The sequence below is a fragment of the Streptomyces sp. So13.3 genome (assembly GCF_005860785.2).
Classification (GTDB): domain Bacteria; phylum Actinomycetota; class Actinomycetes; order Streptomycetales; family Streptomycetaceae; genus Actinacidiphila; species Actinacidiphila fildesensis.
The window spans coordinates 8,427,340-8,443,322 of sequence record NZ_CP048835.1 but is presented as its reverse complement, the minus strand read 5'-3'; the positions used below and the strand labels follow the sequence as shown (position 1 = coordinate 8,443,322).

The following is a 15,983-nucleotide window of genomic DNA, read 5'->3' as shown; positions in this document are numbered from 1 at the left end:
CCGTCTCAGGACCGTGCGAAGCTGACCGACGTCGCTGCGCTCGATCTGACGCCGGGTCGCGCGCGTCAATCGGGTTCGATCATGTTCCTCAAGATGCCACAGCGGATACGACAAAGCGGGACGACGGCAGACGGGATGGCAGCCAAGAGCAGCGTGGCGGGCACCGCATGATCAGGCCGAGGGCGCCGTTAGGCTCGGTGCATGGCAATAGATGAACCGTCCGTCGTCTGGTCCTTGGACGGCTTCAGCAAGGACGACGAGTTCTTGCGAACTGAGCGCCCGATCAGCCGCGAGCAGATCATCCAACTCCGAGAAGTGATCACTCCGGACCCGGACGATCCTTGGATGCTCTACTGCTACGACGTGCCTCTCAGCGACTGGGCCGCAGTCGACGCGATCTTGCATTGTGGCCCCCCTGACGCGACCCTCGACTACCAGACCTCGGCCAGCGCCCAGCGTTGATCCCCGTGCCCCTTCCGTGCCCGATCTGCCGGGAAGCCACGGGGAACCACGGGGAACCACGGTCGCCCGCAGGCAACACGCATGAGAACGGCCCCCGACCGATGTCCCTGGTCGGGGGCCGACTTGGTGTCTCTGGCTGCGGAGGATGTGAGATTCGAACTCACGGTGACATCGCTGCGCCAGGGAAGGTCAAGAACGGAAGCCGCCGGACCTTCCCGGAACGACGACCCCGGCCCGACCTATGGGGGCAGGGAGCGACCCTCCCGCGCTTCGGCCGCACCAGCTCTGCGAACCCGCCCGGCAACCTCCGCAGACCCTCCTGCGCGCGGGCATCGGACATCCCGGCAGCGATCCGGGCACGCTCCCCATCCAGCAAGCGGAACAACCTGCGATCCGTCACGTGGCGCCACCACCAGACCTCCAGCACGAACGCGGCTGACGCCACCCGCTCGCGCGCACCCACGCCCCTCACCGTGGACCTTCCACCAGCGAGGCCCGGAAGAAGCTCGTGATCACGCCACGGAATCCCGTGTGCCCGGTGAGCCCGGCATGGCGCAAGCACCACACCTCCGGACCCTCTTGCTCATCCGCTGCCGCCGACGCCTCGCCGCACGAAGTGCACTCCGCCGCATAGATCGGGCCGCTAGCCGTTGTGTCCGTGGCCAGCGACCAATCCGTGTACCGATAGACCGCCCTGCCCACCATCACCGCAGCCCCCGGCCACCACGTTCGACCGCCAGGCCGTCCGCCGCATTGAGCCGCAGGGCCAGACCAGAGGTGAAGACCAGCACGACTACCAGGCCACCCGAGGCAAACCGGTCCGAACGAACCGCCTTCACCTCTCGCCACTGACCGCGCACACTGACCCGGTCCCCGCGCTGTACCCTCAGCGCCGCAACGCGGGCCATCACGACCACCGGTCCTCAACGCTGCTCGCGTCGTCGACCCGCGTACCAGTCTGACCGTCAGTCCCGGCAGGCTTGACGTCCTCCGGGCAGGCGCCCCATTCCGTTCCACCGCCGACTGGCCGCAGTTGGATGTACGGGCCTACGCGGCCCATGACGTGGCCCGTGCGCCGCTTGGCTGTATCCACTGCCAGCGCGCCGACTTCAGGAATCCCGTCATTGCTCATGCCGGGATCATCACGCGCATCACCAGGACGTTGGAACCTCCCCCAAAACCCACTTCGGGACGTCCCACACCGGGTAGAACGTCCCTAGTGCCGTCCCGTCAGGTGGGGAGAGACTCAGATGCCGAACGAGAGATTACGTGCCGCCATGGCAGCCGGAGGCTGGACATACGCCGCCCTCGCGGTAAAGGCCGAGGTGGACCCGAAGTCCGTTGAGCGATGGGTCAATCTCGGCCGCACACCACGCCGCGTCACAGCCATGCTGGCGGCAGAGACCTTAGGAGAAGACGTGCACGCTCTGTGGCCAGCGCTCAGGCAGGCCCGTGCTGCCCGAGCAGTCAGTCCCGAACTGGTAGCGCTCTATGACCAGCGCGCTGACATTCCCGCGTCGACGTTCGTCGACATGCTGTCGCAGGCACACGAGCAGATCGACGTGTTGGTGTACGCCGCCATCTTTCTGCACGAGGCGTATCCCCGCCTCAATGAGCTTCTGCGGGAGCGAGCCGCCGATGGCTGCGCGGTTCGCATCGCCATTGGGGATCCGGACGATCCCAACGTCCGGCAGCGCGGCCAGGAGGAACGCTTCGGGCACGGCATCGAATCACGCTGCCGACTCGCCCTCATGCACTACACGCCACTCGTCGGCGTGCCCGGGATCGAGGTCCGGACGCACGGGACCACCCTGTACAACTCGCTGTATCGCGCCGATGACCAGGCCCTGATCAATGCCCATGTCTGGGGAGTGAACGCATACGGCGCACCCGTCTGGCACCTCCGCCGGCACGGCGATGGTGGAATGTTCGACACCTACGCGGGAAGCTTCGATGCGGTGTGGGCGACAGCGACGCAGGTACAGGAGACGTGACCGCGAGCCGGACTGAGTACTACGACGACCCCAAAGCGCCCAAGCCCAACAGCTTGGTCGTGGCAGCGTCCGCTGTCGTCACCGACGAGGAGGGCCGTATCCTGCTTCAGCGGCGGACGGACAACGACCTCTGGGCCTTGCCGGGCGGCGGTATGGACATGACGGACTCGCTTCCAGGTACCGCAGTCCGTGAAGTCAAGGAAGAGACCGGCCTGGACGTGGAGATCACCGGGCTTGTCGGCACGTACACCGACCCGCGGCACGTCATCGCCTACTCGGACGGCGAAGTACGACGGCAGTTCAACATCTGCTTCACCGCCCGAGTCGTTGGTGGTCGACTCGCCATGTCGGATGAGTCGACGGAGCTCCGATTCATCGCCCAGGCTGAGATTGCCGAGCTTCCGATGCATCACACTCAGCAGCTCCGAATCCGCCACTTCATGGAGCACCGCGCTGAGCCCTACCTGGGCTGATGTCGCACGACGTTTCCCTTGGCAGGCGCATCCAGCACGAGGACATCCTCTCGGTCCAAGTCCGAAAGGGACTATGAACGCGGCTTGACGTGGATCAAGCCCTCGTTCCTCTGGATGATGTACCGCTGCGGCTGGGGCATGAAGGAGGACCAGGAGACGGTACTCGCCGTCGAAATCTCCCGTGAAGGCTTCGAGTGGGCGCTGCGCCATGCCTGCCTCTCCCACTACGAGCGTGGGCTCCAACCCAACCTGGCCACCTGGAAGCGCGACCTCAAACGCTCCCCCGCCCGCGTCCAATGGGACCCGGAACGCGATCTCCACCTCCAGCCGCTGCCGTACCGCTCCCTCCAACTCGGCCTCACCGGCGACGCCGCCCGCCGATACGCGGACGAGTGGACGGTCACCATCACCGACGTGACGCCGCTCGCCCAGGAGATCCACACCCTCGTACGCGCCGGAGACCTGCACACCGCGGACCGGCTCCTGCCCGCCGAACTCCCCTACCCCGCCGGCGAAGAACTCCTGGCGCCGCTGCTGCCGTAGAGCCAGGGGCAGCGGTTCAGTGCCGCCGGCGCGCTCCTCGTGGTGCCCGCGGCACCGCTCAGTCGGTGATCTGAGGTGACCGGGCAACCATTTGCGGTGTCGCGTGACTCTAAGGGGGTCATGAGCATCTTCAACGTGAAAGCGCGTGGCACGGCGCCCCCCGGAGTTGCTGCGGAACCGGTCGAGGAGGGTGAGGGGATACCGGATTTCGACCTGCTGGCGGCGAGGCGGTGGCCATCGCTCGTCAGGACCGGTTATCTGCTGACCGGTGATGTCGGCGCCGGGCAGGATCTGGCCCAGACCGCTCTGGCGTCCTGCTATGCCCATTGGGACAAGGTGTCGCGGGCGCGGGACGTGGACGCCTATCTGCATCGGGTCCTGGTCAATGCGCACCGCACCCGGATGCGTCGGCGTCGGGTGCGGGAAGTGGCGTGGGACCGCCGGACCGAGGCGAGCGCGGCCGCCTCGGTGGACTTCGCACCCGCCGCCGCGTGGCGGGTGACGGTCAACCGGGCGCTGGCGGCGCTTCCGCCGCGGCAGCGCGCGGTTCTGGTGCTGCGTTTCTGGTCGGACCTGACCGAAGCGCAGGTCGCTGCGGCGATGGGCTGCTCGGTGGGCACCGTGAAGAGCCAGACCTCCAAGGCACTGGCCAAGCTTCGGCTCGATCCCGCGCTGCGGCTCGACCCTTCGGAAGGACAGTCATGAACGACCCCACGAGCCCTACCGAGGACGGTCTGAAAGCGGTGTTCGAGCGGCTGTCGCAGGACAGTGAGGTGGGCCGGGTGCCGCTGGGAGCCATCGTGACCTCCGGCCGGCGGCAACGTCGGACGCGGCGGGCCCTGCTGGGGCTTTCGGCGGTAGCTGTCGCGACGGTGCTGGGGGGAGGCGGCTGGCTGGCGGCGCAGGCGAACTCCGCGGGCACCACGGCCACCCCGATGTCCCCACCGGCCGCTACGACCCCGAAGGCCCCGGCGATCCCCCGGCCAAGCATCACGACAACGAAGGCCCCGCGCACGCCGCAGGATCCGCCCTTCCCGATCTACCGAACCTTCCCCGAACATTCGGGAAAGATCGCGGGCGTCCCCTGGAAGCTGGGGCTGGTGCACGCCGGCGGCGGCACCTCCTGCACCGCGGTCGTGGCAGCGACCGGCCCGGACACCGGCACAGCCGGCATGTTCGGCTGCGACCAGCAGCCGGCCAATTCGGACGGCGGCGTCAGCACCACCGGCTACACGATCGACGCTCCGTCAGGCCACGGCTCCGTGGGGTGGGTGACCATCGGGCAGGTCAGTCCCAGCGTGAAGTCGGTGGACTGTGTCTGGAAGGGCGTGCACTACAGCACCCCGACCTTCCGGCTCCCGGGCCTGACCCAGACCTACTTCGCCCTGGGACTGCCGGGTACCCAGGGCACCGACCACTCCTCCGAGATCAAACTGCGGGACGCCCAGGGCAAGGAGATCGGCACTGCTCCCTTCTGATCCGGCCACGTCCGTGGACCGTCCGTGGACGCAAGGATCACGGCAACAGCCCCGGTCCTGCTCAGCGGATTCCTCACCGGACCGTCCCAGCCCCGCGATGGCCCCGCACTCGGTCTCAACCCGCCGTCGAGGTCGCCCGCTACGGCTCCGTCGAACGGGGCTGGGTCGTCGGGATCCGTGAGGTGAAGAACATCGCCAGGAGAGCGCTGAAGGCGAGGATGGCGAGTGCGGCGCGCAGGCCGTCGATCCTGGCGTCGGCGTTCGCGTCGAGTGCCGCCTGAGTCACCTTCGCGCTCGTGCCGGCGTCGCCGAGGGCGGACTTGAGCTGGGCGTCCGACAAGAACGGTACGCCGCTCTGGAGCTCGACAGCCGCCTGGCTCTTGACGTCGGCCGGGACCGCCGGATTCTGCTCCACGCTGGTCAGGAACGACGTCGACAGCGCGGCGATCATGATCGACCCGGCGAGCGCCGTACCGATCGAGGCGCCCAGGTTGGTGACGGCGTTCTGAACGCCGCCGACTTCCGAGCTCTGGGCTTCGGGCACGGCGGACACGGTGACCGACCCGAGCTGGGAGGCCAGCGCGCCCATGCCGAGTCCGATCAACAGGAGGGGAATGGTGACGACTTCCGCGCCGGCGTCCGCGTCGAGCGCGGCCATCAGGATCACCGCGCCCGCGAGCAACGCGAGGGTCCCGAGCCGCACCACCCGCCGCGGCGAGACATCCGGGAAGAGGCGCGGAATCAGGATCGCGGCCGCCAGCAGCGTCACGGAGAGCGGCAGGATGCGGGCGCCGGTCTTGAGCGCGGACAGGCCCAGGGCGACGGACAGATAGAGCGGTACGACGAAGAAGACGCCCATCTGAACGAGGTACTGGAAGAAGAACATGGTCAGTCCGCCGGTGAGCTGCCTGTTGTGCAGCATGGCCGGGTCGACGAGAGGTTCCCTGTGCCGCTCCACCATGCGGGCCTCCCAGCGAAGGAAGAGCCAGATCAGCAGTAGGCCGGCCAGCATCAGCCACACGACCAGCGAAACCCCGAGCCACGAGGGCGCGTCGGGTTTCGGCTGGAACCAGCCCCATTCGTCCGAGCGGAGTACGCCGTAGACGAAGATCCCGAGCCCGAGCGCGGAGAGCACGGCGCCCACGAGATCAATGCGCGGCCGCTCGCTGATCGGCGTGTCGACGATGCGGGCGGCAAGCACCAGGATGCCGAGCACCACCACGACCTCACCGGCGAAGACCCATCGCCAGGAGAAGTACGTCGTCGCGACACCCCCGATGAGCGGCCCGACCGCGATCGCCACGGCCCCTGCGGCCGCGACGAGACCGTAAGCGGCGGGACGGCGCTCGGCGACGAAGTTGCTCGCCACGAGTGCCACGATGGCGGGCAGGATCAGTGCCGCCCCGATCCCCTCGAGGAACGCCCAGCCGAACAGCAGCACGGGCAGGTTCGGTGCGATCGCCGTGGTCAGGGAGCCACAGCCGTAGATGACGCAGCCGATCATGAACGCGCGTTTGCGGCCGATCAGCGCCCCCACCTTGCCGCCGAGGATCATGAACATCGCCATCACGAGGGTGTAGGCCGTGATGGCACCCTGGATTCCCGTCACCGTCGTGCCCACGTCCTCGGCCACCGTCGCGATGGAGACGTTCATGACCGAGCTGTCGAGCGCCATCAGGAACTGGCCGGCAGCGAGTGCCAGCAGGACGATTCGCGCCGTTGCCGAACTCGCGGCGGTTCCTGCCTTGGATGCCATGGGCCGAATCGTCCCAGCTGTCCCGGAGCGCGGACCCGCGACCCACCACGGAGGTCAACCGGTTGGTGGACCGGTTGGTGGACTCAGGTCGGCGGAGTGACTTCGGACATCGACTGCTGCTGCGGCGGGACGAGCGGACGGAGATTCAGCCCTGGGCGTCCATCTCGGCATCGGCGACGGCGATGGCGATGCCGAGCGCCGTGGCGATGTTGCCTGCTGCCGTCATGACACGGGCGGTGCCGACGATGGGTGCAATGGCGACCAGGATGTCCTGCACCTGTTCGGCGGTCAGACCGGCTTGGAGTGCGGGGTCGATATGCGCCACGTAAGAGATGGGCGGGGCATCCGAGGCGGCGAGTGCCGCGATACGCGTGACGATGAACATGTCGGGTGCCATCCCGCATCGCTCGATCGAGTCGACCGTCATGGCAGCAAGGGTGTCCAGGACAGGGGTTTCCAACGCAGTGGACATGTCGCATGGCCTCCTGGTGAGTTTCGAGCTTCAGGGAGATATCTCGAGGGAGAGAGGGAGATATGAGGCGGAGAGAACCGCGTTCCGCGAGCGTGAAGCTTCCCCAATCGTAGAACCCATCGTGGGCTCCCGCATGGGGGCGCATGGTCCGCCGGGCCATGGGTGCAGGCGTCCGACCAGGTGCGGGCCCGGATGGGGAGAGCCCGTTTGTCGTGATCGGTCACGTCGTCGCCGTATGCGTTACGACACCGCTCCGACCTGCACAGATGGGCTGCGAGTTGCTCATCGAGCGCTGTCGGTCAGGCACCCCGAGGTGCGGAGTGATCCCGGTGGGTCGACATTGGAAGTAGGCCGGGCGGCCGAGCGCGGACGCGCGGTAATGATCTTCGTGGGCATCGCCGCCATCGCTGAGGACGACGTGTTCCCTACGCGCCCGCGCATGGCCCTGATACGACGCCCGACGCCCATCCCGTTTCCGGATCGGAGACACCCATGAAAGACCTCAAGTTCGAGCAGAAGCGCTCACTGACACGCCTTGAGGCGGCTGACCAGCTCACAGCACTCGCAGCCGCGCTGAGGAAAGGTGAGGATGCCGAACTTGAACTCAGCCCGGGAACGCTGAGCCTGCGGATCGCCGACGACCTTCGCAGCGAGATCGAGGTCGAGATCGGCGATGGGGAGATCGAGCTCGAGATCGAGTTCACCTGGTCGACCAGGTCGAGCAGGAAAGAGCCGGCACGGAAGGCCGCGGGCACGGCGAAGGCCGTAGGCACGGCGAAGGCCGCGGGCACAGCGAAGGCCGCGGGCACAGCGAAGGCCGCGACGCGAAAGAAGGCCCGCCGGGCCTGACAAACCGTCATGAGGTTGATGACGGGCGATACGGATCTTCACCCACAGGGCTCATCTCGTCGGGGCGCCGCGTCGCATAGCGCGCTCCGAAGCGGGTGTTGGGGAACGGGAACCCGTGGCGCCCCGCGCGTTCGAGGGTCTCCAGCAGGTCGGACGGCGGTACGGCGATCACCGGGCACTTGGCGTGGGCCAGGCAGTAGCGGGCCACCGAGCCGTGGAACATCCGGGTCAGCGGGCCGCGGCGGCCCGCACTCACCACGAGCAGGTCGTCCGGCCGGTCGGCGATCCGCACCAGCGCCTGACCGGCCCCGGCACGCACGATCAGCGGCCGGATACGCAGGCCGTTGGGGTAGCCGCCGAGGGCCTGCTCGAAGGCGGTGTCCAGGCGCTTGCCGGCCGCGCGCTCCCATTCCTTGAGCAGCGGCGGGCAGGGCGTCCTGCGGTAGGCGATCTCGCCGCCCACCGGCACCCAGGCGAGCACCGGCACGAGGAGGGCGTCGGAGCGGCGCGCCTCGGCGACGCCGCGATGCAGGGCGGCCAGGCTGCTCAGCGATCCGCTGACGCCGACGATGATCCGCGTGGCCTCGGCCATGGTGGTTTCGCTTCCTTCTCTACTGAGACCGGTGAACCGTGGACCCTGCGCCCCGGTTCCTTGTCCTTCCAGTGGATCCCCGCGAAGCGCGGGCAGCGGCATCCCTTGACGGACCCGATATACGGCCGGCGGGATCCTTGACGGCCCTCTGACAGCCTCACGCCCGGACGCGGCAGGACGACGGGTCCTGACGGAATGGTCCAGACGGACGGCTCCTGGCTGACGGGTCCTGGCTGACGCGTCCTACAGACCGATGTCGCGCAGGCTCATGTCCGTCAGCGTCTCGCGGCGTACCAGGAGCCGGGCGGTGCCGTCGTGGACGGCGACGACGGGCGGGCGGCCCACCAGGTTGTAGCCGGAGGCCATGGACAGGTGGTAGGCGCCCGCGACGGGGACGGCCAGCAGGTCGCCGGGACGGACGTCGTCCGGCAGTGCCGCACCGGCCGCGAGGACGTCACCGGCCTCGCAGTGCCGGCCGACGACGGTGACCGGGCGCACCGGGGCGGTGGAGCCGCGGCCGATGAGCCGGGGCGCGTAGCGCACCCCGTACAGGGCGGGCCGCGGGTTGTCGCTCATGCCGCCGTCCACGGCGACGAAGCGCTGCCCGCCGGTGTCCTTGACCGACAGCACGCGGTAGAGCGCGACGCCCGCCGGGCCGGCGATCGCCCGTCCCGGCTCGATGGTGAGCCGTGGCACCGGCAGCCCGGCGCGGGCGCAGCCCTCCGCGAGTTCGGCGCGGACCCGGGCGGCGAGCGCGGCCACGTCGAGGACGTCCTCGCCGGGCCGGTAGGCCACCGCGTGCCCGCCGCCGAGATCGAGTTGCGGCAGGGCGACGCCGTGGTCGTCCCGGATCCGCGCCATCAGGCCGATCAGCCGGCGCAACGCCGTGATGTACGGCTCGACGTCGGCTATCTGGGATCCGATGTGGCAGTGCAGGCCGACCAGTTCCAGCTCGGGCCGGCCGAGGATCCGGTCGACGGCCTCCTCGGCGGAGCCGTCGGTGATCGACAGGCCGAACTTCTGCCCGTCGGTGCCGGTTCTGACGGCCGTGTGGCCGCCCGCCGAGACGTCCGGCACCACGCGCACCATGACCTGCTGCCGGGTGCCCCTCGGCACCAGCACGGCCAGGTGGTTGATCTCCGAGGCGCTGTCGACCACGATCCGCGCGACGCCGAGCCGTACGGCAGCGCTCAGGTCCTTGGGGCTCTTGGCGTTGCCGTGCAGGACGATCCGCTCGGGCGGGAATCCCGTGGTGACGGCGAGCTCCAACTCGCCCGCCGAGCAGACGTCCAGGCCCAGGCCTTCCTCCTCCACCCAGTGCAGCAGGGCACGGCAGAGGAACGCCTTGGCCGCGTAGATCACATCGGCCTCGGGAAAGGCGGCGCGGTAGGTGCGGCAGCGGTCGCGGATCTCACCCTCGTCCAGGACGTAGAGCGGGGTGCCGAAGCGGTCGGCCGCCTCCGCAAGCGAGACGCACGCGACGGTGACATCGCCGTGGGCGGCGGGCCGGGCGGAGGCGGGCCAGACGACGAGCGACGACGGGTCCACCGCCGGCGCCGTGGCCAGGGCCGGTACGAGCGAGGTGGCGGTCATGCGCAGCGCGCCGGCGTCGTGCGGTCCGCGTGGCGCCAGTTGTCCGGCGCCAGGGTCTTGACGGGAGCGGGAGCGACGACGTCAGGGCCGGCGGCGGGGTACGCCGGGGCCGACCGGGCGCAGAGGGTGGTGCGGACGTACGGAGCCGGCTGGTCCGACGGCGCCGGGACGACAAAGGAACCGGCCGCGATCCGTTCGGTCGGCTCGGGTTCGTCCTCGTCCTGGTACTGGCACAGGCACATGGCGGTCCTCCGGAAGGGAGACGAAATGCTCTCCGGCGTGATCGCCGGGAGCACTGCCATCACGCTATGCCCGCAGGTCCGGGCCCCGCCTCCCTCCCTGACGCGTGCTTGACGCGCAGGCCGGAGCTTTGATGCACCCCTGACGGCGCAGGCCTCAGGACGCCGCTCCGCGCCCCGTCAGCTGCCCGTCAGGAGCGCGTCAAAGGGGCCGGTGCCGCATCAAGCCCCCGTAAGGAGCGTGATCGACGACCCCCCGCGCGGGGATACCTTCATCGGAGCGGCGCCGGCGATCACGCCGGAGTACGCTTCGCCTCTTTCAAGGAGCACTGTGATGGTCGAGCACCAGTACGCGGAGGATCCCGAACCTTCCGAACGCATCCCGGCCGGACCACTTCTCGTCCCTGTCCGGCCGGGTTCCGCGGGCTGCAGCGCCCGCTTCTTCCGCACCCCGCTCGGCGGCCGCACCGCCGTCGCCTTCACCACCGAGCGGCGGCTCGTCGCGGCGCTGGGCGCCGGCCAGGAGTGGATCAGACTGTCCGCGTCCGCGCTGCACGAGCTCGGGGCGCCGCTGGGCGTCACCGCCCTCACCGTCGACCCGGCGCTGGTCGCCCCCGCTCCCAGGCCCGTCGGAACCACCGCGCACCTCGGAACCACCGCGCCCGTCAGAACGGCCGGACCCGTCAAGGCCGCTGGACCCGTCAGAAGCGTCGCGACCCCGGCGACCGTCGCGGCCGCCGGGACCTTCCGCTGAGGCGGGGAACGCCCTTCCGGCCGCCGGCCGTCAGGAACGCTCCTCACGCCGCCCGCGCGGAACCACGAAGTCGGTCAGCAGGGCGGACCCCGGCTCGAGGGCCGACCACGGTCCGCTCCAGGTGAGCACGGCGGTGCCGGACGTGGGGAACTTGGTCCGCGCGCGCTCCAGGGTGTCGCCGGCCGCCTCGCCGGCGAGCAGCAGGGCCAGTTCCTGGAGGCCGGGGTTGTGGCCGACCAGCAGCAACGTCCCGACATCGGGGGCCACTTCGCGGACGACGTCGAGCAGATCGTCGTCGTCCGCCGCGTAGAGGCGCGGTTCGTAGCGGACCGGTGGAGCGCCGTCGAGCTCGGCGGCGGCCAGTTCCCAGGTCTGGCGGGTCCGGCGGGCGGAGGAGCACAGGACGAGGTCGGGCAGCCGGCCCGCCTCGTCCAACCACCGGCCGGCGGCGGGGGCATCGCGCAGGCCGCGCCGGTTCAGCGGTCTGTCGTGGTCGGGAACGCCGTCGGGCCAGGCGGACTTGGCGTGCCGCAGGATCACCAGTCGCCGCGTCCCGCTCATGCCGGTGCCCCGGCGGAGCGCGGGCGGCCGATCTCGCGGACGACTTCCAGGCCGAGAACCCGGTCGAGATGCGCGAAGGTCTCGAACTTGGCGCCGGACGGTACCTCACCGGCCGTCTCCAGCCCGCGCAGCAGCCGCAGCACCTCGGAGGTGTCGAGGGTGTCCTCCAGCGTGGCCCGGGCCGTTCGCACCAGGTCGGCGGCCATCGGCTTGGACGGCTCCTCGGCCCAGTCGGCCACCGCTCGCCGCCAGCGGGCCAGCAGGCGGCCGGCCACGGCGATCTCCTCGGACGTGACGGCGATCGGTTCGTGGTGCGGGTGGCCGAGGAGCAGCACGCGCACGGCGAGCATGTCCCCGTTCACCGGGTCCGGACCCGTGGCGCTCGCCTCGCCGACGCGGAGGCTGGCGCCGCCCGCGCCCTCGTAGGCGCGATGGGTGATGTGCACGACCGGTGGGCCGCCCAGTGTCTCGGTGATCTCCTCGAGGGTGCCGGTGGCGTCGGCCGGACGGATGCCCGCCCCGTCGGCGGAGGGCACCTGCGGTCCGGTCCACCCCATGAGCACCGCCCTGCCGCGCAGCTCGACGACGCGCGCCAGCACGTCGGCGACGAGGAGCACCCGCAGTCCGGTCAGATCGCCCGGATCGCCGTCCTGCGGGGCATGGGCGCAGATCCGCAGCGGACCAGGGCCGGTCAGTTCATCCACGATGCTCAGCACAGCACCGACCCTAGGCGCTCCGGCGCCGTCGTGGCACGGGCCCGCACCGCCCCGTCCGGCCCGGATGCGCCGCCCGGACGGTCAGTCGTCCCCGGGCGGCGGGCCGCCGGCCCCGCGGCGCAGCTCCTCGTTGAGGCGCAGGGCCTCCTCGAGCTGGTCCTCCAGGATGACGATGCGGCAGGCCGTGTCGATGGCCGTGCCCTGGTCGACGAGTTCGCGCGCGCGGGCGGCGACGCGCAGCTGGTAGCGCGAGTAGCGGCGGTGGCCGCCCTCCGAACGCAGCGGGGTGATCAGCCGCGCGTCACCCAGCGCCCGCAGGAAGGCGGGCGTGCTGCCGATCATCTCCGCGGCCCGGCCCATGGTGTAGGCGGGGTAGTCGTCGTCGTCGAACCTGTCGGTCGTGTTCGTACGGGTTCTGGGGGTCATTGCACCTCTGCGGCGGACAGCCCACTCGGGGGAGGCGACAGCCGGAGATCACCGACGTCCTGCATTACGTCAGAAAACCTAACAACCCGATCGGGAAATGTCTATCGTGGCCGAGGCAGATTTACGCACGCCGGGAAGCCAGGTACGCTTCCCTCGCGCTACCTCGCCACGGAGTCGGCCGACCCGTGGCAAGGCGGGGTGGGGGCGACGTGAGCACACCCAGATTTCCTCGATCTTGATCTTCGGGAGACGACCATGACTCGGCTGCAGGTGCGGCCCGTACGCCACGGCCAGGGGGATGTCGACGTACTCGCGCTGGCGGGCGAGCTCGACCTCGACAGCGAGGACGTCCTGGCGACCGCCGTGGCCGAGCTGCTCCGGGCCCGGCAGGACGGCCGGGCCGGGAACGGCGAGCTGCCGGCCCAGCAGGACGGCGACACCCGCCGGTCCCGCCTGGTACTGGACTGCGCCGGCCTCACCTTCTGCGACTCCCGCGGGCTGGGCCTGCTGCTCACCATCCGGCAGACGCTGCAGGACCGCGGGGACGTCCTGGTCCTCGCCGACGTCAGCCCGCAACTGCTGCGCACGCTCGAACTGACCGGTGCGGACCAGGTCCTGACGCTCGCCGACGGGGTGGGCGAAGCCCTGCTCCCGGTCGCTCCGCCCGAGCCGCGCACCGGCGACGCGTCCGCCTGACGACGCCTCCGCCTGACGGCCCTTCCGCCTGACAGCGACAACGAAAAGCCGGGCCCCACTCGTCAGTGGGGCCCGGCGGTATTCGGGGTGCTGCCGGCCGTTGGCCGGCAACGGTCAGACGGCGGTCGTACGGGGCCTGGAGGAACGATCCGGCGCACCGGCGCGACGAGCCTGGGCCGTACGGCTGCGGCGCCCGCGGGTCGAGGCGGCACTGCGCTTCGCGGTCTCGGACACCGGGGAGGTGATGACGACCGGAACACCGGACGGGGCCTGGGCACCGGTGATCCGGGTCAGCTCGGCCTCGCCGGAACGGACCTGGGTCGTCTTCGGCGTGATGCCGGCGTCGGCCATCAGACGCGTCATGTCGCGGCGCTGGTTCGGCAGCACCAGCGTGACGACCACACCGGACTCCCCCGCGCGGGCGGTACGGCCGCCGCGGTGCAGGTAGTCCTTGTGGTCGCTCGGCGGGTCGACGTTGACGACGAGGTCCAGGTTGTCGACGTGGATACCGCGGGCGGCGACGTTGGTCGCCACCAGCACGGTCACGTGGCCGGTCTTGAACTGCTCCAGCGTCCGGTTGCGCTGCGGCTGCGACTTGCCGCCGTGCAGCGCGGCCGCGCGCACACCGCTGGCCAGCAGCTCGCGGGTCAGCAGGTCGACGGCGTGCTTGGTGTCCAGGAACATCAGCACCCGGCCGTCACGGGCGGCGATCTCCGTGGTGGTGGCGCGCTTGTCGGCGCCGTGCACGTGCAGCACGTGGTGCTCCATCGTGGTGACCGCACCGGCCGACGGGTCCACCGAGTGGACCACCGGGTCGTGCAGGTACTGGCGCACCAGCTGGTCGACGTTGCGGTCCAGGGTGGCCGAGAACAGCATCCGCTGGCCGTCGGTGCGCACCTGGTCGAGCAGCGCGGTGACCTGCGGCATGAAGCCCATGTCCGCCATCTGGTCGGCCTCGTCGAGCACCGTGATGGCCACCCGGTCCAGCCGGCAGTCACCCCGGTCGATCAGGTCCTTGAGCCGGCCCGGCGTCGCCACGACGACCTCGGCGCCGCCGCGCAGCACGCTGGCCTGGCGGCCGATCGACATACCGCCGACGACCGTGGCCAGCCGCAGGTGCAGCGAGCGGGCGTACGGGGTCAGGGCGTCGGTGACCTGCTGGGCCAGCTCACGGGTCGGCACCAGCACCAGGGCGAGCGGCTGGCGGGGCTGGGCACGCTGTCCGGCGGTGCGGCAGAGCAGCGCCAGACCGAACGCGAGGGTCTTGCCGGAGCCGGTACGCCCCCGGCCGAGGACGTCACGGCCGGCCAGCGAGTTCGGCAGCGTCGCGCCCTGGATCGGGAACGGCTCGTTCATGCCCAGGCTGGTGAGCATCTTGAGCACCTCGACGGGCATGTCCAGCGCGCCGAAGGTGGTGACGGCGGGAAGCGCCGGGGTGATGGTGACGGGCAGGGCGAACTCGCCCTGCAGCGCGGCCGGCCGGCGTCCGGAACCGCCGGAGCGGTTCGGGGACTGCGAGCGGGAGCGGCCGGTGAAACCGGCGGTGTTGTTGCCCGAGCCGGCGGAGCGGCTGCTGTAGCTGCCGCCACTGCCCGAGCCGCCGGTGCGGCTGCTGCGGGAGTAGGGGCTGTTCGAGCGCGTGGTGCGGTTCATGCGGAACCTTCCTCGAGGCGGCGCGTGTCGAGGAAGTCCCGGCGGCCGGCAGCCGCGCAAGGAATCGCAAGAAACGAACCGAAGCAAATGACGAATGCGGAGTTCGGCGGAAATATCCGCGCGGTGAACTCCGATGAAAACGGCGCCTACTGAGAAGTGGCGGCCGGAATACCGGACCGATGAGGTCCGTGTGGTGAATGGTGCCCGGGAGGTCCTACGGAGTCCGGGCAACGGCCAGGGCCCGCACCGTGAGGTGCGGGCCCTGGCTCAGCTCTTGTCAGCGTCAGGCGGGAACGATGTTCTCGGCCTGCGGGCCCTTCTGGCCCTGCGTGACGTCGAAGGAGACCTTCTGGCCTTCCTGGAGCTCACGGAAGCCCTGGGCGGCGATGTTCGAGTAGTGGGCGAAGACGTCAGCGCCGCCGCCGTCCTGCTCGATGAAGCCGAAGCCCTTTTCCGCGTTGAACCACTTCACGGTGCCAGTAGCCATGTCAAATCTCCTCTGATAGGGGGCACAGCCGGAACACGCACTTCACGTGTTCCGCGTCGCCGCAATGAGCCCATCCGGAGATGACCGGAAAAACAAAATGCACCTGAGGGATGTAACCGTCAGGTGCACACAAAGTTTCATGGGTACCACAACTGCAACTGAGATCTACGATAGCACGTGGCCCGCATCCATGGCGGATGCGGGCCTTCCGGCGGCGACCCGGGTGCGCGGCGCCCTTG

At 70.0% G+C, this 15,983-nt stretch carries 20 protein-coding genes; 9 read left to right on the top strand and 11 right to left on the bottom strand.

Going from position 1 to position 15,983, the window contains the following annotated elements; genetic code table 11:
- The first annotated feature begins 201 nt into the window (after positions 1–201).
- On the top strand, positions 202–462 hold the full coding sequence (locus C8250_RS37670; protein ID WP_138355265.1) for a hypothetical protein: 261 nt from the start codon (positions 202–204) through the stop codon (positions 460–462).
- Between the two features lie 704 nt (positions 463–1,166).
- Here the strand turns inward: C8250_RS37670 and C8250_RS37665 are convergent.
- Positions 1,167–1,379, bottom strand: a complete 213-nt coding sequence (locus C8250_RS37665) for a hypothetical protein (RefSeq protein ID WP_164298834.1) — start codon at positions 1,377–1,379, stop codon at positions 1,167–1,169.
- 333 nt (positions 1,380–1,712) lie between these two features.
- Here C8250_RS37665 and C8250_RS37660 point away from each other — a divergent pair, with 333 nt between their 5' ends.
- From C8250_RS37660 to C8250_RS37640, 5 genes are all read left to right on the top strand, one after another.
- The gene (locus C8250_RS37660) at positions 1,713–2,456 is read left to right on the top strand and encodes a helix-turn-helix transcriptional regulator (RefSeq protein ID WP_138355262.1); all 744 of its coding nucleotides are present in this window, start codon (positions 1,713–1,715) and stop codon (positions 2,454–2,456) included.
- Positions 2,453–2,929, top strand: coding sequence for an NUDIX domain-containing protein (locus C8250_RS37655; RefSeq protein ID WP_138355261.1), 477 nt, complete (start codon positions 2,453–2,455; stop codon positions 2,927–2,929). The genes C8250_RS37660 and C8250_RS37655 overlap by 4 nt, the downstream gene beginning before the upstream one ends.
- Positions 2,930–2,947: 18 nt before the next feature.
- A complete protein-coding gene (locus tag C8250_RS37650) occupies positions 2,948–3,472 on the top strand; it encodes a DUF4291 domain-containing protein (protein WP_232485099.1) in 525 nt (174 codons plus the stop codon).
- Between the two features lie 120 nt (positions 3,473–3,592).
- Entirely contained in the window at positions 3,593–4,177 is a 585-nt protein-coding gene (locus tag C8250_RS37645; RefSeq protein ID WP_138355260.1) for a SigE family RNA polymerase sigma factor, read from the top strand.
- The gene (locus C8250_RS37640; RefSeq protein ID WP_138355259.1) at positions 4,174–4,950 is read left to right on the top strand and encodes a hypothetical protein; all 777 of its coding nucleotides are present in this window, start codon (positions 4,174–4,176) and stop codon (positions 4,948–4,950) included. The genes C8250_RS37645 and C8250_RS37640 overlap by 4 nt, the downstream gene beginning before the upstream one ends.
- 139 nt (positions 4,951–5,089) lie before the next feature.
- On the opposite strand, the gene C8250_RS37635 is transcribed toward C8250_RS37640, so the two are convergent.
- On the bottom strand, positions 5,090–6,706 hold the full coding sequence (locus tag C8250_RS37635; RefSeq protein WP_138355258.1) for an MFS transporter: 1,617 nt from the start codon (positions 6,704–6,706) through the stop codon (positions 5,090–5,092).
- Between the two features lie 145 nt (positions 6,707–6,851).
- Entirely contained in the window at positions 6,852–7,178 is a 327-nt protein-coding gene (locus C8250_RS37630; protein WP_138355257.1) for a carboxymuconolactone decarboxylase family protein, read from the bottom strand.
- A 492-nt stretch (positions 7,179–7,670) separates the two neighbouring features.
- Here C8250_RS37630 and C8250_RS37625 point away from each other — a divergent pair, with 492 nt between their 5' ends.
- Positions 7,671–8,027: an amphi-Trp domain-containing protein gene (locus C8250_RS37625; protein WP_138355256.1), complete on the top strand. Its 357-nt coding sequence runs from the start codon at positions 7,671–7,673 to the stop codon at positions 8,025–8,027.
- 7 nt (positions 8,028–8,034) lie between these two features.
- Here C8250_RS37625 and C8250_RS37620 read toward each other — a convergent pair whose 3' ends face one another.
- The 3 genes from C8250_RS37620 to C8250_RS37610 all read right to left on the bottom strand — a co-directional run bounded on the left by C8250_RS37620 (position 8,035) and on the right by C8250_RS37610 (position 10,454).
- The gene (locus C8250_RS37620; RefSeq protein ID WP_138355255.1) at positions 8,035–8,619 is read right to left on the bottom strand and encodes a universal stress protein; all 585 of its coding nucleotides are present in this window, start codon (positions 8,617–8,619) and stop codon (positions 8,035–8,037) included.
- Between the two features lie 243 nt (positions 8,620–8,862).
- A complete protein-coding gene (lysA, locus tag C8250_RS37615; protein ID WP_138355254.1) occupies positions 8,863–10,212 on the bottom strand; it encodes a diaminopimelate decarboxylase in 1,350 nt (449 codons plus the stop codon).
- On the bottom strand, positions 10,209–10,454 hold the full coding sequence (locus C8250_RS37610; RefSeq protein WP_138355253.1) for a hypothetical protein: 246 nt from the start codon (positions 10,452–10,454) through the stop codon (positions 10,209–10,211). Before C8250_RS37610 ends, lysA begins: the two co-directional genes overlap by 4 nt.
- Before the next feature lie 331 nt (positions 10,455–10,785).
- Here C8250_RS37610 and C8250_RS44060 point away from each other — a divergent pair, with 331 nt between their 5' ends.
- Positions 10,786–11,205, top strand: coding sequence for an SAV_915 family protein (locus tag C8250_RS44060; protein WP_244809623.1), 420 nt, complete (start codon positions 10,786–10,788; stop codon positions 11,203–11,205).
- A 30-nt stretch (positions 11,206–11,235) separates the two neighbouring features.
- On the opposite strand, the gene C8250_RS37600 is transcribed toward C8250_RS44060, so the two are convergent.
- From C8250_RS37600 to C8250_RS37590, 3 genes are all read right to left on the bottom strand, one after another.
- The gene (locus tag C8250_RS37600; protein ID WP_138355252.1) at positions 11,236–11,766 is read right to left on the bottom strand and encodes a histidine phosphatase family protein; all 531 of its coding nucleotides are present in this window, start codon (positions 11,764–11,766) and stop codon (positions 11,236–11,238) included.
- Positions 11,763–12,482, bottom strand: a complete 720-nt coding sequence (locus C8250_RS37595; RefSeq protein ID WP_138355251.1) for a hypothetical protein — start codon at positions 12,480–12,482, stop codon at positions 11,763–11,765. The genes C8250_RS37600 and C8250_RS37595 overlap by 4 nt, the downstream gene beginning before the upstream one ends.
- Positions 12,483–12,563: 81 nt before the next feature.
- On the bottom strand, positions 12,564–12,908 hold the full coding sequence (locus tag C8250_RS37590; RefSeq protein WP_138355250.1) for a MerR family transcriptional regulator: 345 nt from the start codon (positions 12,906–12,908) through the stop codon (positions 12,564–12,566).
- 255 nt (positions 12,909–13,163) lie between these two features.
- On the opposite strand from C8250_RS37590, the gene C8250_RS37585 reads away from it, so the two are divergent.
- Positions 13,164–13,604, top strand: a complete 441-nt coding sequence (locus C8250_RS37585) for an STAS domain-containing protein (protein WP_138355249.1) — start codon at positions 13,164–13,166, stop codon at positions 13,602–13,604.
- Positions 13,605–13,718: 114 nt separating this feature from the next.
- Here the strand turns inward: C8250_RS37585 and C8250_RS37580 are convergent, their stop codons facing one another.
- Positions 13,719–15,257, bottom strand: coding sequence for a DEAD/DEAH box helicase (locus C8250_RS37580; RefSeq protein WP_138355248.1), 1,539 nt, complete (start codon positions 15,255–15,257; stop codon positions 13,719–13,721).
- Between the two features lie 283 nt (positions 15,258–15,540).
- Complete coding sequence (locus C8250_RS37575; protein WP_034275260.1) at positions 15,541–15,744, bottom strand: cold-shock protein; 204 nt, start codon at positions 15,742–15,744, stop codon at positions 15,541–15,543.
- Positions 15,745–15,983: the final 239 nt, after the last annotated feature.

What these genes read in the sequence shown, in the direction of transcription:
- C8250_RS37670 (WP_138355265.1), top strand. Translation starts at nt 202, where the DNA reads ATGGCAATAGATGAACCGTCCGTCGTCTGGTCCTTGGACGGCTTCAGC.
- C8250_RS37660 (WP_138355262.1), top strand. Translation starts at nt 1,713, where the DNA reads ATGCCGAACGAGAGATTACGTGCCGCCATGGCAGCCGGAGGCTGGACA.
- C8250_RS37645 (WP_138355260.1), top strand. Translation starts at nt 3,593, where the DNA reads ATGAGCATCTTCAACGTGAAAGCGCGTGGCACGGCGCCCCCCGGAGTT.
- C8250_RS37640 (WP_138355259.1), top strand. Translation starts at nt 4,174, where the DNA reads ATGAACGACCCCACGAGCCCTACCGAGGACGGTCTGAAAGCGGTGTTC.
- C8250_RS37635 (WP_138355258.1), bottom strand. Translation starts at nt 6,706, where the DNA reads ATGGCATCCAAGGCAGGAACCGCCGCGAGTTCGGCAACGGCGCGAATC.
- C8250_RS37630 (WP_138355257.1), bottom strand. Translation starts at nt 7,178, where the DNA reads ATGTCCACTGCGTTGGAAACCCCTGTCCTGGACACCCTTGCTGCCATG.
- C8250_RS37625 (WP_138355256.1), top strand. Translation starts at nt 7,671, where the DNA reads ATGAAAGACCTCAAGTTCGAGCAGAAGCGCTCACTGACACGCCTTGAG.
- C8250_RS37620 (WP_138355255.1), bottom strand. Translation starts at nt 8,619, where the DNA reads ATGGCCGAGGCCACGCGGATCATCGTCGGCGTCAGCGGATCGCTGAGC.
- lysA (WP_138355254.1), bottom strand. Translation starts at nt 10,212, where the DNA reads ATGACCGCCACCTCGCTCGTACCGGCCCTGGCCACGGCGCCGGCGGTG.
- C8250_RS37610 (WP_138355253.1), bottom strand. Translation starts at nt 10,454, where the DNA reads ATGTGCCTGTGCCAGTACCAGGACGAGGACGAACCCGAGCCGACCGAA.
- C8250_RS44060 (WP_244809623.1), top strand. Translation starts at nt 10,786, where the DNA reads ATGGTCGAGCACCAGTACGCGGAGGATCCCGAACCTTCCGAACGCATC.
- C8250_RS37600 (WP_138355252.1), bottom strand. Translation starts at nt 11,766, where the DNA reads ATGAGCGGGACGCGGCGACTGGTGATCCTGCGGCACGCCAAGTCCGCC.
- C8250_RS37590 (WP_138355250.1), bottom strand. Translation starts at nt 12,908, where the DNA reads ATGACCCCCAGAACCCGTACGAACACGACCGACAGGTTCGACGACGAC.
- C8250_RS37585 (WP_138355249.1), top strand. Translation starts at nt 13,164, where the DNA reads ATGACTCGGCTGCAGGTGCGGCCCGTACGCCACGGCCAGGGGGATGTC.
- C8250_RS37580 (WP_138355248.1), bottom strand. Translation starts at nt 15,257, where the DNA reads ATGAACCGCACCACGCGCTCGAACAGCCCCTACTCCCGCAGCAGCCGC.
- C8250_RS37575 (WP_034275260.1), bottom strand. Translation starts at nt 15,744, where the DNA reads ATGGCTACTGGCACCGTGAAGTGGTTCAACGCGGAAAAGGGCTTCGGC.